Origin of the sequence: Bacillus sp. DTU_2020_1000418_1_SI_GHA_SEK_038, from assembly GCF_032341175.1 — a bacterium.
GTDB lineage: Bacteria > Bacillota > Bacilli > Bacillales > Cytobacillaceae > Cytobacillus.
In genome coordinates this window covers 3,518,724-3,532,266 of sequence record NZ_CP135435.1, presented here as the reverse complement: position 1 = coordinate 3,532,266, position 13,543 = coordinate 3,518,724, and the positions used below count along the sequence as shown (strand labels likewise).

At 44.4% G+C, this 13,543-nt stretch carries 5 protein-coding genes, 20 tRNA genes and 3 rRNA genes; 26 read left to right on the top strand and 2 right to left on the bottom strand.

What is annotated here, in order from left to right:
• Positions 1-321: 321 nt before the first annotated feature.
• Positions 322-714 (bottom strand): DUF488 domain-containing protein, encoded by a 393-nt coding sequence (locus RRV45_RS17695; RefSeq protein WP_315665978.1) that lies wholly within the window; start codon positions 712-714, stop codon positions 322-324.
• Positions 715-1,218: 504 nt separating this feature from the next.
• Between RRV45_RS17695 and RRV45_RS17690 the strand changes: the two genes are divergently transcribed.
• The 24 genes from RRV45_RS17690 (at position 1,219) to RRV45_RS17575 (ending at position 9,773) form a co-directional block, all read left to right on the top strand.
• Positions 1,219-2,768, top strand: a 16S ribosomal RNA gene (locus RRV45_RS17690).
• A gap of 457 nt (positions 2,769-3,225) precedes the next feature.
• Positions 3,226-6,160, top strand: a 23S ribosomal RNA gene (locus RRV45_RS17685).
• 119 nt (positions 6,161-6,279) lie between these two features.
• A 5S ribosomal RNA gene (gene rrf, locus RRV45_RS17680) occupies positions 6,280-6,396 on the top strand.
• Together the 16S, 23S and 5S rRNA genes with 20 tRNA genes alongside form the textbook arrangement of a ribosomal RNA operon.
• A gap of 9 nt (positions 6,397-6,405) precedes the next feature.
• Positions 6,406-6,481, top strand: a tRNA-Val gene (locus RRV45_RS17675).
• A gap of 163 nt (positions 6,482-6,644) precedes the next feature.
• Positions 6,645-6,720 (top strand) — tRNA-Thr (locus RRV45_RS17670).
• 164 nt (positions 6,721-6,884) lie between these two features.
• Positions 6,885-6,960, top strand: a tRNA-Lys gene (locus RRV45_RS17665).
• A 9-nt stretch (positions 6,961-6,969) separates the two neighbouring features.
• Positions 6,970-7,051, top strand: a tRNA-Leu gene (locus RRV45_RS17660).
• A gap of 13 nt (positions 7,052-7,064) precedes the next feature.
• Positions 7,065-7,139 (top strand) — tRNA-Gly (locus RRV45_RS17655).
• Positions 7,140-7,144: 5 nt separating this feature from the next.
• Positions 7,145-7,233 (top strand) — tRNA-Leu (locus RRV45_RS17650).
• A gap of 15 nt (positions 7,234-7,248) precedes the next feature.
• Positions 7,249-7,325, top strand: a tRNA-Arg gene (locus tag RRV45_RS17645).
• Between the two features lie 23 nt (positions 7,326-7,348).
• A tRNA-Pro gene (locus RRV45_RS17640) sits at positions 7,349-7,425 on the top strand.
• Between the two features lie 17 nt (positions 7,426-7,442).
• Positions 7,443-7,518: transfer RNA gene (locus tag RRV45_RS17635), tRNA-Ala, on the top strand.
• A gap of 29 nt (positions 7,519-7,547) precedes the next feature.
• A tRNA-Met gene (locus RRV45_RS17630) sits at positions 7,548-7,624 on the top strand.
• Positions 7,625-7,630: 6 nt separating this feature from the next.
• Positions 7,631-7,707, top strand: a tRNA-Ile gene (locus tag RRV45_RS17625).
• Between the two features lie 15 nt (positions 7,708-7,722).
• Positions 7,723-7,815 (top strand) — tRNA-Ser (locus RRV45_RS17620).
• A gap of 166 nt (positions 7,816-7,981) precedes the next feature.
• Positions 7,982-8,055, top strand: a tRNA-Met gene (locus RRV45_RS17615).
• A gap of 3 nt (positions 8,056-8,058) precedes the next feature.
• Positions 8,059-8,135 (top strand) — tRNA-Asp (locus RRV45_RS17610).
• A gap of 168 nt (positions 8,136-8,303) precedes the next feature.
• A tRNA-Phe gene (locus tag RRV45_RS17605) sits at positions 8,304-8,379 on the top strand.
• A 172-nt stretch (positions 8,380-8,551) separates the two neighbouring features.
• Positions 8,552-8,625: transfer RNA gene (locus tag RRV45_RS17600), tRNA-Gly, on the top strand.
• Between the two features lie 5 nt (positions 8,626-8,630).
• Positions 8,631-8,707 (top strand) — tRNA-Ile (locus tag RRV45_RS17595).
• Positions 8,708-8,737: 30 nt separating this feature from the next.
• Positions 8,738-8,812 (top strand) — tRNA-Asn (locus RRV45_RS17590).
• Positions 8,813-8,816: 4 nt separating this feature from the next.
• Positions 8,817-8,907: transfer RNA gene (locus RRV45_RS17585), tRNA-Ser, on the top strand.
• A 6-nt stretch (positions 8,908-8,913) separates the two neighbouring features.
• A tRNA-Glu gene (locus RRV45_RS17580) sits at positions 8,914-8,985 on the top strand.
• A gap of 170 nt (positions 8,986-9,155) precedes the next feature.
• Entirely contained in the window at positions 9,156-9,773 is a 618-nt protein-coding gene (locus tag RRV45_RS17575; RefSeq protein ID WP_315665977.1) for an HAD-IA family hydrolase, read from the top strand.
• Positions 9,774-9,860: 87 nt separating this feature from the next.
• On the opposite strand, the gene RRV45_RS17570 is transcribed toward RRV45_RS17575, so the two are convergent.
• A complete protein-coding gene (locus tag RRV45_RS17570) occupies positions 9,861-10,058 on the bottom strand; it encodes a hypothetical protein (RefSeq protein ID WP_315665976.1) in 198 nt (65 codons plus the stop codon).
• Positions 10,059-10,477: 419 nt separating this feature from the next.
• On the opposite strand from RRV45_RS17570, the gene glgB reads away from it, so the two are divergent.
• Both glgB and RRV45_RS17560 read left to right on the top strand, forming a co-directional pair.
• Positions 10,478-12,430, top strand: a complete 1,953-nt coding sequence (gene glgB, locus RRV45_RS17565; RefSeq protein ID WP_315665975.1) for a 1,4-alpha-glucan branching protein GlgB — start codon at positions 10,478-10,480, stop codon at positions 12,428-12,430.
• Positions 12,360-13,505 (top strand): glucose-1-phosphate adenylyltransferase, encoded by a 1,146-nt coding sequence (locus RRV45_RS17560; RefSeq protein WP_315665974.1) that lies wholly within the window; start codon positions 12,360-12,362, stop codon positions 13,503-13,505. Before glgB ends, RRV45_RS17560 begins: the two co-directional genes overlap by 71 nt.
• The last annotated feature ends 38 nt before the right edge of the window (positions 13,506-13,543 follow it).

The following is a 13,543-nucleotide window of genomic DNA, read 5'->3' as shown; positions in this document are numbered from 1 at the left end:
ATAAGAGAATAGATAGATTGCCATGAAAAAGGATAAGTATAGTGCGATGTTCTCCAGTATGATTCACACCTTTCAATATATATATAGAGATAATAGATTATATGAAAGGGGTTTATTTAATATGAATATGCCGAGTCTTAAATAAATTAAGGTAGAGTAGTTGGGTGTAGCATATTCGAAATTAAGTTGTTTGTGGATAAAGGGGATTAATCCATCCACAGGTTGTGGAACAATTACGGTAACCATAAACATAATAGTCTTATTTTTTGTGGATAATCTTGTGGATATGTGGAGGAATCCGCAAGTTATCAACCTCATTTGTTAATTATTCATCTTTTGTAGATTATCATCGCCTGTATTCATGAGAATTTCATCTTTTAATACGATGGCATTATTATAAATAGTATTTTTTGCAGCATACAAAAGTGTGATGTTTTGATTGAGGCTTAGTTTACTTATTTGTTTTATTTCGTTTTTAATTAAATCGTTAGTTCGCAATTCCTCTAAATACCGAATTCGAAATTCATCAAAAAGCTCTTTATTATGAGAGAAACTTTTCCGCAGTTCGTGGCTTGGTGCCAAATTTTTAGCCCAGTAATACAATTTCGCCTTTTCTTTTGAAATTCCGCGCGGCCATAGTCGATCGACTAGGATCCGATAGCCATCGTTTTCTTCGCAAGGATCATAAATCCTTTTAATAAAAATATTAGACATAAAACACACCTAATTTCTTATTGCTTTAGTGACAAGACTATTCTCTTCAAATTGTATAAGATTAAATTTTGTTTTGCCAATTTCAAAAACGAATTTTTCAGATAAAACGAGAATAGAGCCCCATAGAAATTAACTATATGAAATTGATGTTTCTATTGAGAGGAACAATTATTGATACTGTTGTAAACAATGGAATTAAAAAGAACAAATAATTTATTTTAATGTAGAGATAGTAATCAGGAATGATCAAATAAAAAACTAAAAAAATATATTGCAAACACTTTTTATTCGTGTTATATTAGAACTCGTCCTTAGGAAATAGCTTAGATAACAAAAAAAGTTTTTTGAAAAAGTTATTGACTAGTACTGAGGGAATATGTTAAATTAATAAAGTCGCTTCTGAGCGACAAGATAGTTCTTTGAAAACTGAACGAACAAAAACGTCAACGTTTAACTTTTAGTCTTTTTTAAAAAAAGATATTTATGAGCTAATCAACTCACAATTTATTGGAGAGTTTGATCCTGGCTCAGGACGAACGCTGGCGGCGTGCCTAATACATGCAAGTCGAGCGAACTTGCGGGAGCTTGCTCCCAAAAGTTAGCGGCGGACGGGTGAGTAACACGTGGGCAACCTGCCTGTAAGACTGGGATAACTTCGGGAAACCGGAGCTAATACCGGATAATTCTTTTCTACTCATGTAGGAAAGCTGAAAGATGGCTTCGGCTATCACTTACAGATGGGCCCGCGGCGCATTAGCTAGTTGGTGAGGTAACGGCTCACCAAGGCAACGATGCGTAGCCGACCTGAGAGGGTGATCGGCCACACTGGGACTGAGACACGGCCCAGACTCCTACGGGAGGCAGCAGTAGGGAATCTTCCGCAATGGACGAAAGTCTGACGGAGCAACGCCGCGTGAGTGATGAAGGTTTTCGGATCGTAAAACTCTGTTGTTAGGGAAGAACAAGTACCGGAGTAACTGCCGGTACCTTGACGGTACCTAACCAGAAAGCCACGGCTAACTACGTGCCAGCAGCCGCGGTAATACGTAGGTGGCAAGCGTTGTCCGGAATTATTGGGCGTAAAGCGCGCGCAGGCGGTCCTTTAAGTCTGATGTGAAAGCCCACGGCTCAACCGTGGAGGGTCATTGGAAACTGGGGGACTTGAGTGCAGAAGAGGAGAGTGGAATTCCACGTGTAGCGGTGAAATGCGTAGAGATGTGGAGGAACACCAGTGGCGAAGGCGACTCTCTGGTCTGTAACTGACGCTGAGGCGCGAAAGCGTGGGGAGCGAACAGGATTAGATACCCTGGTAGTCCACGCCGTAAACGATGAGTGCTAAGTGTTAGAGGGTTTCCGCCCTTTAGTGCTGCAGCAAACGCATTAAGCACTCCGCCTGGGGAGTACGGCCGCAAGGCTGAAACTCAAAGGAATTGACGGGGGCCCGCACAAGCGGTGGAGCATGTGGTTTAATTCGAAGCAACGCGAAGAACCTTACCAGGTCTTGACATCCTCTGACAATCCTAGAGATAGGACTTTCCCCTTCGGGGGACAGAGTGACAGGTGGTGCATGGTTGTCGTCAGCTCGTGTCGTGAGATGTTGGGTTAAGTCCCGCAACGAGCGCAACCCTTGATCTTAGTTGCCAGCATTCAGTTGGGCACTCTAAGGTGACTGCCGGTGACAAACCGGAGGAAGGTGGGGATGACGTCAAATCATCATGCCCCTTATGACCTGGGCTACACACGTGCTACAATGGATGGTACAAAGGGCTGCAAGACCGCGAGGTTTAGCCAATCCCATAAAACCATTCTCAGTTCGGATTGCAGGCTGCAACTCGCCTGCATGAAGCCGGAATCGCTAGTAATCGCGGATCAGCATGCCGCGGTGAATACGTTCCCGGGCCTTGTACACACCGCCCGTCACACCACGAGAGTTTGTAACACCCGAAGTCGGTGGGGTAACCGTAAGGAGCCAGCCGCCTAAGGTGGGACAGATGATTGGGGTGAAGTCGTAACAAGGTAGCCGTATCGGAAGGTGCGGCTGGATCACCTCCTTTCTAAGGAAGATTTGAAGTACTTGATACTTCAATAAAAGACGTTACTTGTTCGTTCAGTTTTGAGGGAATTATCATCATTTTTAAAATGATTTTAATTTCTCAATATTTGCTCCTGCGCCGCAGAGATTCGAGGAAGTAACCCCTCAGCTCGTCGCAAGGCAGCATGAAGTAATGCTACGATGCGAAATCACGTTGTGATTGAAATCAGTAGCCTTGTTCCTTGAAAACTAGATAATGTAATGAAGAAGCAATAACCGAGTAATCGCCATTTTAGTTATTCTCTCTATTATATATAGAGTTTAAAACCAAATCACAATTCAGAAGAGTTGTGAGGGGGATGAGAAGCAAGCAGATCAAGGAAGCGACAGAACGAGCACCGGAGCGTACGCAGTTGGTACGCGAGGAGCACAGTGACGGAGCTGACGCAGAGATGCGCCGCTTATCATTCACCGAACAAGGTTAAGTTAATAAGGGCGCACGGTGAATGCCTTGGCACTAGGAGCCGATGAAGGACGGGACTAACACCGATATGCTTCGGGGAGCTGTAAGTAAGCTTTGATCCGGAGATTTCCGAATGGGGGAACCCACTGTTCGTAATGGAACAGTATCTTTACCTGAATACATAGGGTATTGAAGGCAGACCCGGGGAACTGAAACATCTAAGTACCCGGAGGAAGAGAAAGCAAACGCGATTCCCTGAGTAGCGGCGAGCGAAACGGGATTAGCCCAAACCAAGAGGCTTGCCTCTTGGGGTTGTAGGACACTCTATACGGAGTTACAAAGGAACGAGGTAAATGAACAGGTCTGGAAAGGCCGGCCAGAGAAGGTAAAAGCCCTGTAGTTGAAACTTCGTTCCCTCCAGAGTGGATCCTGAGTACGGCGGGACACGTGAAATCCCGTCGGAAGCAGGGAGGACCATCTCCCAAGGCTAAATACTCCCTAGTGACCGATAGTGAACCAGTACCGTGAGGGAAAGGTGAAAAGCACCCCGGAAGGGGAGTGAAATAGTTCCTGAAACCGTGTGCCTACAAGTAGTCAGAGCCCTTTAACGGGTGATGGCGTGCCTTTTGTAGAATGAACCGGCGAGTTACGATTACATGCAAGGTTAAGTTGAATAGACGGAGCCGCAGCGAAAGCGAGTCTGAATAGGGCGTATGAGTATGTGGTCGTAGACCCGAAACCAGGTGACCTACCCATGTCCAGGTTGAAGTCCAGGTAACACTGGATGGAGGACCGAACCCACGCACGTTGAAAAGTGCGGGGATGAGGTGTGGGTAGCGGAGAAATTCCAATCGAACTTGGAGATAGCTGGTTCTCTCCGAAATAGCTTTAGGGCTAGCCTCATGTTGTTAGAATCTTGGAGGTAGAGCACTGTTTGGACTAGGGGCCCTCATCGGGTTACCGAATTCAGACAAACTCCGAATGCCAAAGATTTATCCATGGGAGTCAGACTGCGAGTGATAAGATCCGTAGTCAAGAGGGAAACAGCCCAGACCACCAGTTAAGGTCCCAAAGTATACGTTAAGTGGAAAAGGATGTGGAGTTGCTTAGACAACCAGGATGTTGGCTTAGAAGCAGCCACCATTTAAAGAGTGCGTAATAGCTCACTGGTCGAGTGACTCTGCGCCGAAAATGTACCGGGGCTAAACGTATCACCGAAGCTGTGGATGGACATCTGCGATGTCCGTGGTAGGAGAGCGTTCTAAGGGCGTTGAAGCTAGACCGTAAGGACTGGTGGAGCGCTTAGAAGTGAGAATGCCGGTATGAGTAGCGAAAGATGGGTGAGAATCCCATCCACCGAATGCCTAAGGTTTCCTGAGGAAGGCTCGTCCGCTCAGGGTTAGTCGGGACCTAAGCCGAGGCTGAAAAGCGTAGGCGATGGACAACAGGTTGATATTCCTGTACCACCTCTTTACCGTTTGAGCAATGGGGGGACGCAGGAGGATAGGGTAAGCGCGCTGCTGGAATAGCGCGTCTAAGCAGTTAGAGTGCAAGCGAGGCAAATCCCGCTTGCGTTAAGCTTGAGCTGTGATAGCGAGGGAAATATAGTACCGAAGTTCCTGAATCCACACTGCCAAGAAAAGCCTCTAGCGAGGGAAAAGGTGCCCGTACCGCAAACCGACACAGGTAGGCGAGGAGAGAATCCTAAGGTGAGCGAGAGAACTCTCGTTAAGGAACTCGGCAAAATCACCCCGTAACTTCGGGAGAAGGGGTGCTCATTTGGGTGAATAGCCCGGATGAGCCGCAGTGAATAGGCCCAGGCGACTGTTTAGCAAAAACACAGGTCTCTGCGAAGCCGCAAGGCGAAGTATAGGGGCTGACGCCTGCCCGGTGCTGGAAGGTTAAGAGGAGGGGTTAGCGCAAGCGAAGCTCTGAATTGAAGCCCCAGTAAACGGCGGCCGTAACTATAACGGTCCTAAGGTAGCGAAATTCCTTGTCAGGTAAGTTCTGACCCGCACGAAAGGCGTAACGATCTGGGCACTGTCTCAACGAGAGACTCGGTGAAATTATAGTACCTGTGAAGATGCAGGTTACCCGCGACAGGACGGAAAGACCCCGTGGAGCTTTACTGTAGCCTGATATTGAATTTCGGTACAGCTTGTACAGGATAGGTAGGAGCCTTGGAAGCCGGAGCGCCAGCTTCGGTGGAGGCATTGGTGGGATACTACCCTGGCTGTATTGAAATTCTAACCCGCGCCCCTGATCGGGGCGGGAGACAGTGTCAGGTGGGCAGTTTGACTGGGGCGGTCGCCTCCTAAAGAGTAACGGAGGCGCCCAAAGGTTCCCTCAGAATGGTTGGAAATCATTCGAAGAGTGTAAAGGCATAAGGGAGCTTGACTGCGAGACCTACAAGTCGAGCAGGGACGAAAGTCGGGCTTAGTGATCCGGTGGTTCCGCATGGAAGGGCCATCGCTCAACGGATAAAAGCTACCCCGGGGATAACAGGCTTATCTCCCCCAAGAGTCCACATCGACGGGGAGGTTTGGCACCTCGATGTCGGCTCATCGCATCCTGGGGCTGTAGTCGGTCCCAAGGGTTGGGCTGTTCGCCCATTAAAGCGGTACGCGAGCTGGGTTCAGAACGTCGTGAGACAGTTCGGTCCCTATCCGTCGTGGGCGCAGGAAATTTGAGAGGAGCTGTCCTTAGTACGAGAGGACCGGGATGGACGCACCGCTGGTGTACCAGTTGTCTTGCCAAAGGCATAGCTGGGTAGCTATGTGCGGACGGGATAAGTGCTGAAAGCATCTAAGCATGAAGCCCCCCTCGAGATGAGATTTCCCATAGCGTCAAGCTAGTAAGACCCCTGAAAGATGATCAGGTTGATAGGTTTGAGGTGGAAGCGTGGCGACACGTGGAGCTGACAAATACTAATCGGTCGAGGACTTAACCACATTTAGTATGATTACTCGAATAACTTCTTCAACATTATCTAGTTTTGAGGGAATAAAATTAATTTTTCTCTTGAAAAAAGTAAAAAAGACGATATAATAAATATTGTCCTTAATAAAAGTCTAGTGGCGATAGCGAGAAGGTCACACCCGTTCCCATCCCGAACACGGAAGTTAAGCTTCTCAGCGCCGATGGTAGTTAGGGGCTGTCCCCTTGTGAGAGTAGGACGTCGCTAGGCTTAATAACTGGAGGATTAGCTCAGCTGGGAGAGCATCTGCCTTACAAGCAGAGGGTCGGCGGTTCGATCCCGTCATCCTCCACCATAATTATGCCGGCCTAGCTCAATTGGTAGAGGATTTTAAAAGCTTGCAACAACGAAGCTTTACCTCCTCGAATGGCAAACTTTTAAAATCTGCGACAAAGACCGTAGGGCTTTGGAGCACAGTTACTAGCAACAATTAAATTTAAAAATGATTATTTAATTATGCCGGCCTAGCTCAATTGGTAGAGCAACTGACTTGTAATCAGTAGGTTGGGGGTTCGAGTCCTCTGGCCGGCACCACGTAGTTCAGAGCGATTAGCTCAGTCGGTAGAGGATTTTAAAAGCTTGCAGCACCGAAGCTCATCATCCTCGAATGGCAAACTTTTAAAATCTGCGACAAAAACCGTAGGGTTTTGAAGCACAGTATGACCACTATCAAGTTTTAGGAAATAACATTTTATCCCGAGCCATTAGCTCAGTCGGTAGAGCATCTGACTTTTAATCAGAGGGTCGAAGGTTCGAGTCCTTCATGGCTCACCATTTATATATGCGGGTGTGGCGGAATTGGCAGACGCACCAGACTTAGGATCTGGCGCCGCGAGGCGTGGGGGTTCGACTCCCTTCACCCGCATTCATAAAGATAAGCGGAAGTAGTTCAGTGGTAGAACACCACCTTGCCAAGGTGGGGGTCGCGGGTTCGAATCCCGTCTTCCGCTCCAAACATGCCGGGGTGGCGGAACTGGCAGACGCACAGGACTTAAAATCCTGCGGTAGGTGACTACCGTACCGGTTCGATTCCGGTCCTCGGCACCATTGATATAAACTAATGCGCCCGTAGCTCAATTGGATAGAGCGTCTGACTACGGATCAGAAGGTTATGGGTTCGACTCCTTTCGGGCGCGCCATTATATCAAATAATAAGTATTTACGGGAAGTAGCTCAGCTTGGTAGAGCACTTGGTTTGGGACCAAGGGGTCGCAGGTTCGAATCCTGTCTTCCCGACCATATTAATAATTAATTATGGGGCCTTAGCTCAGCTGGGAGAGCGCCTGCCTTGCACGCAGGAGGTCAGCGGTTCGATCCCGCTAGGCTCCACCAATATCAATAATAATAAGATACTTTAATTTGGCGGTGTAGCTCAGCTGGCTAGAGCGTACGGTTCATACCCGTAAGGTCGGGGGTTCGATCCCCTCCGCCGCTACCAAATTGAGGACCTTTAGCTCAGCTGGTTAGAGCAGACGGCTCATAACCGTCCGGTCGTAGGTTCGAGTCCTACAAGGTCCACCATTTTGTTTATTATTTGGAGGTATACCCAAGTTCGGCTGAAGGGATCGGTCTTGAAAACCGACAGGGGCTTAACGGCTCGCGGGGGTTCGAATCCCTCTACCTCCTCCATTATTTTTATTATAAATACTATTATCGCGGGGTGGAGCAACGAGCGTTACTCCATGAATCAACTGCGAGTTGTACCGATTGAGCCGCTGCTTGATTAAGCATCCTGAAATCGGGACAGTCCTTATGCTTTATATGAGCATAGTAAAAATCATATAAATATTATTATCGCGGGGTGGAGCAGTCCGGTAGCTCGTCGGGCTCATAACCCGAAGGTCGCAGGTTCAAATCCTGTCCCCGCAATCTGGTCCGGTAGTTCAGTTGGTTAGAATGCCTGCCTGTCACGCAGGAGGTCGCGGGTTCGAGTCCCGTCCGGACCGCCATTATTTCAATAGTAGCTCAGTAGCTCAGTCGGTAGAGGATTTTAAAAGATTGTAGCTTCGAAGCAAACCTTCACCGAATGGCAAGCGTTTAAAATCTGTGACAAAGACCGAAGGACTTTGGAACACATTTCTTAAGCTATTCAAACTTTAGGAAGCAATATATTTTATGGCTCAGTAGCTCAGTCGGTAGAGCAAAGGACTGAAAATCCTTGTGTCGGCGGTTCGATTCCGTCCTGAGCCACCATTTAATTATTACTTAATGCGGGTGTAGTTTAGTGGTAAAACCACAGCCACGAGCAAAAACATCCATGAGTAAACTTCGAGTTGCCTCGACGCATTCTCATCCCTGAATTTGCTAGAAGAGGAAGAGGCATGAAAGTTCGTAAAAAATAAATAATTCCTTATTCACTTAAAATGCGGGTGTAGTTTAGTGGTAAAACCACAGCCTTCCAAGCTGTTGATGAGGGTTCGATTCCCTTCACCCGCTCCAATGATGGGCCTATAGCTCAGCTGGTTAGAGCGCACGCCTGATAAGCGTGAGGTCGATGGTTCGAGTCCATTTAGGCCCACCATTTTTATATTAATTAAATTATACTAACTATTCCGCAGTAGCTCAGTGGTAGAGCATTCGGCTGTTAACCGAACGGTCGTAGGTTCGAATCCTACCTGCGGAGCCATTATGGGGAAGTACTCAAGAGGCTGAAGAGGCGCCCCTGCTAAGGGTGTAGGTCGCGTAAGCGGCGCGAGGGTTCAAATCCCTCCTTCTCCGCCATAATTTGGCCCGTTGGTCAAGCGGTTAAGACACCGCCCTTTCACGGCGGTAACACGGGTTCGAATCCCGTACGGGTCATAAAAAAGGTTGTCAACCAATTGTGTTGGCAGCTTTTTTTTATTCAATTAAAAGTAACGATGTAAAAAGATGCCACAGACTAAGGTTCTGTGGTATTTTTTGTATATAGGAAAAATATCTAATTTATATGAGACGAATAAACTAATAATAGCCATAAGGAGAAATAGTAGATGATTAAGTATATTATTTTTGATTTTGATGGAACGATTGCCAATTCTCAATATGCATTTGTTTCTGCTTGGAATCATCTGGCGGAAAAGCACCGATTTAAAAAACTAGAGCACGAGAGCCTAGAGGATTTAAAAAAGCTAACTATTAAAGAACGCAGCAGGGTATTAAATTTTCCTATGTATAAATTGCCCATTTTGATGCCAGAGCTCTACACAGCCTATCGACAATCAATATTGGACGTGACTTTATTTGAAGGTATGAAGGAGTTATTAAGTGAATTAGAAATCAGAGGTTACCATACAGCCATTATTTCATCTAATACAGAGGATAATATTAGAGAGTTTTTAAATCGTAATGGGATTAAGGTAACTGATATTCTTTGTTCCAGCCGTATTTTTGGTAAGGATAAAGTGATAAAAAAATTCTTGAAATCTCACAATTTGCAGCCTTCAGAGGTTATTTATGTCGGAGATGAGCATCGGGATATCGTTGCCTGCAAAAAGTGTAATGTAAAAGTTATATGGGTTGGTTGGGGCTATGACGGTATCGAAGTGGTACAATCTGAAAATCCTGACTATATGATTCAAACTCCAGATGAAATCTTACAAATCGTTTAAATCTCCTTTAATCTTATCAAAAAATTTAGTCATGCTTAAACGCTTGGAATAAAACGCTCCAAGCGTTTTCTATTACAAGCTTTTCCGCTAGTCAAACCTTTCATCTTTTTCGTGCAATTTTATTCCGGGGTTATCCAGATCGAATTCCGATGTTATTCCGGTGGAAGGACCTCGGAACATCTCTCCAACTGCAAGAATCTTTCCATCTGGCGGTCCGAATAGGGGGACCTTCACTTCATCTTTAGAAGCTTCGTTAATTAAAAACTCTTCTTCTTTATTACTCAATTTAAATGTCTCCTTTTAACTAATAGATATGTGTAAGAAGCGAGAACCGTCAATTCATTTTGGTGTCTGTTTCAGCCCAAAAGAGTCAACCTCGGTAACCAATCCCCACCAAAGTTACACGCCCCAACAGCAATAAGCGAGGAACGGTCATCATCAGCTCGACTTATTAATGCCCATTCACGTAAAAAGCCTACTGTTCAAAATAAAGTGGAGCTCTGAATTCAAATTGTTGCTTGTTTTATTTTGTCAATCACGACAATAAATTATGTCGAAATTTCAAGATTACCTTTATATCTTGATGTTAATTGACACATTGTTAAAGTTGTTGTCAAAAAATTTAGAAAATCTTAACAAGGTCTTTTCTAAAACTACTCGAATATAATCATGGAAGCCACTGGGATTAGAAGGAGAAGATTGGAATGAACACAGTTTTTCCAACAGATTATCAAATGCATTTATTTCATGAGGGAACTCTTTTTGAAAGTTATCGCCTCTTTGGTGCACATATTATAAAAAAGGATGACAAGGTAATTACACGGTTTTGTGTCTGGGCGCCGAATGTAGAAATTGTCAGATTAGTCGGTGATTTTAATGATTGGAATGGAGAGGGGTACCTCTTACATAGAGTAAATAATGAAGGAATTTGGATGATTAATGTTGATATGGATTTACAGGGATGTTTATACAAGTACGAAATGATTACTAAGGAGGGTAAACATTTCTTAAAATCGGATCCATTTAGCTTTTATTCGGAAACTAGGCCAGGTACAGCATCTATTGTATATTCACTTGATGGATATTCGTGGAATGATGATCATTGGATGCAGAAAAGAGAGAAAAAGAATACTCTGTCAGAGCCTATGGCCATTTATGAAGTCCATTTAGGATCGTGGCGAAAGAAAAAGGATGGCCGCTTTTTATCTTACAGAGAATTAGCTGCTGAATTAGTTCCTCATATAGTGGAGCTTGGATTTACTCATATTGAGCTATTACCCATTGTCGAGCACCCGCTCGACGAATCATGGGGCTATCAGGGAACAGGCTATTATTCTGTTACAAGCAGATATGGTACCCCACATGATTTTATGTATTTTATTGATCAATGCCATCAAAATGGCATTGGGGTTATTCTTGACTGGGTGCCTGGACATTTTTGCAAGGATGCCCACGGACTATATGAGTTTAATGGAACGCATTTGTACGAATATGAAAATTCTTGGGACAGTGAAAATGCTGTCTGGGGCACAGCAAACTTTAACCTTGGGAAAAATGAAGTACATAGCTTTTTAATTTCAAATGCGCTTTTCTGGATGGAAACCTATCATATAGATGGTTTTCGCCTTGATGCCGTGTCCAATATCATTTATTGGCCGAATCGGTATGAAGAAACAGAAAATCCATTGGGCATCCATTTTTTGCAAAAATTAAACGATGCCGTTTATGAGCAGGATCCTTCATTCTTGGTAATGGCTGAAGATTCAAGTGAATGGCCGCAAGTGACCTCACCCGTACATTACGGTGGCCTTGGCTTTCAATACAAATGGAATATGGGCTGGATGAATGATGTCCTAAGCTATATGGAAACAGAACCAGATTCACGGTCGGATGTTCATGGAAAAATGACCTTTTCACTGCTGTATGCCTTTAATGAAAACTTTGTTTTGCCCTTTTCACATGATGAAGTCGTCCATGGGAAAAGGTCTCTATTAAATAAGATGCCTGGAGATTACTTGAACAAGTTTGCACAGCTGCGGTTATTGTTAGGCTATATGATTGCCCACCCGGGAAAAAAGCTTTTATTTATGGGGGCAGAACTAGGGCAATTTTCTGAATGGAAGACTAAAGAGCAGCTTGATTGGCATTTGCTCGAGTATGATATGCACAAGAAAATAAATGTTTTTGTAAAGGAATTGCTGAAGCTATATCGGCGATCCAGGCCATTTTTTGAGATGGACTTTCTTCAAGAGGGATTTGAGTGGATTGATGTGAATAACAATCAGCAATCGATCTTTTCCTTTATCCGCAAAGGAAGAAGGGATGGCGAGCATCTTGTTGTCATCTGTAATTTTACAGATCGTGTATATGAAGATTATCGGGTAGGTGTTCCTCAAAAGGGGTCCTACAGGGAAATATTTAATGGTGATAAAGCCGAATTTGGAGGGTCTGGCTTTGTAAATAAGAAGGTTTTAAAGACAGAAGATGAACCGTATCATGGGAAGTCATACTCGGTAAAAATGACGGTAGCCCCCTTTGGGGTATCGATACTACGTCCAGTTAAACATCGAAAGGAGAGGAAAGGAAATGGGAAGGAAGAAGTGCGTAGCCATGTTATTGGCAGGAGGGAAAGGGAGCAGACTCCATACATTAACTGACAACCTAGCTAAACCTGCAGTGCCCTTCGGAGGGAAATATCGGATTATTGATTTCACTTTGAGCAATTGCACGAATTCAGGCATTGATACAGTTGGGGTGCTGACGCAATATCAGCCACTTGTATTGAATTCGTATATAGGAATCGGCAGTGCTTGGGACTTAGATCGAAGAAATGGTGGGGTTACCGTCCTCCCGCCTTACAGTGAATCATCTGAGGTCAAGTGGTACACGGGAACTGCGAGCGCCATTTATCAAAATATAAATTATTTAAAGCAATATAACCCAGAATATGTATTGGTCCTTTCAGGTGACCATATTTATAAAATGAATTATGAGCTCATGCTTAACTATCATATCGAAAAAGGTGCGGATGCAACGATATCAGTTATTGAAGTTCCTTGGGAGGAAGCTAGCCGTTTTGGAATTATGAATACAAGTGACGATATGGTGATAACCCAATTTGAAGAAAAACCGGATGTGCCCAAAAATAATTTGGCTTCCATGGGCATATACATATTCAATTGGTCCCTTCTAAAGGAATATTTAGAAAGGGATGCACAAGATCCTAATTCCAGCCATGACTTTGGCAAGGATATTATTCCGTTACTTTTAGAAGAAGAAAAGCAGTTATTTGCCTACCCGTTTAAAGGCTATTGGAAGGATGTCGGAACCGTTAAAAGCCTATGGGAGGCTAATATGGATTTGTTAGATGAGTCATGCGAATTAAATTTATTTGATTATAATTGGCGGATTTACTCTGTTAACCCTAATCATCCACCACAATATATTTCAACCGAGGCAAAAATTACAGGATCACTCATTAATGAAGGCTGTACCATTGAAGGAAATGTTGATAAGTCAGTACTTTTCCAAGGGGTAACAGTCGGGAAGGGATCATTTATACGGGAAGCTGTGATCATGCCAAATGCCAAAATTGGTAAAAACGTTGTGATAGAAAAAGCCATTATTCCTTCCAATATCCATATACCTGATGGAATGATGATAAGTGGGTCAATGGAGGATGATGAGATTGTTTTAGTTTCAGAAGAAATGCTGCAAAAATATGTTTCTTAAAAAATAGTAAATAATGTTTTGTAGGATGTACTAAAGGA

Excerpts from the sequence above, each read along its gene's own strand:
- RRV45_RS17695 (WP_315665978.1), bottom strand. The coding sequence starts at position 714 with ATGTCTAATATTTTTATTAAAAGGATTTATGATCCTTGCGAAGAAAAC.
- RRV45_RS17575 (WP_315665977.1), top strand. The coding sequence starts at position 9,156 with ATGATTAAGTATATTATTTTTGATTTTGATGGAACGATTGCCAATTCT.
- RRV45_RS17560 (WP_315665974.1), top strand. The coding sequence starts at position 12,360 with ATGGGAAGGAAGAAGTGCGTAGCCATGTTATTGGCAGGAGGGAAAGGG.
- glgB (WP_315665975.1), top strand. The coding sequence starts at position 10,478 with ATGAACACAGTTTTTCCAACAGATTATCAAATGCATTTATTTCATGAG.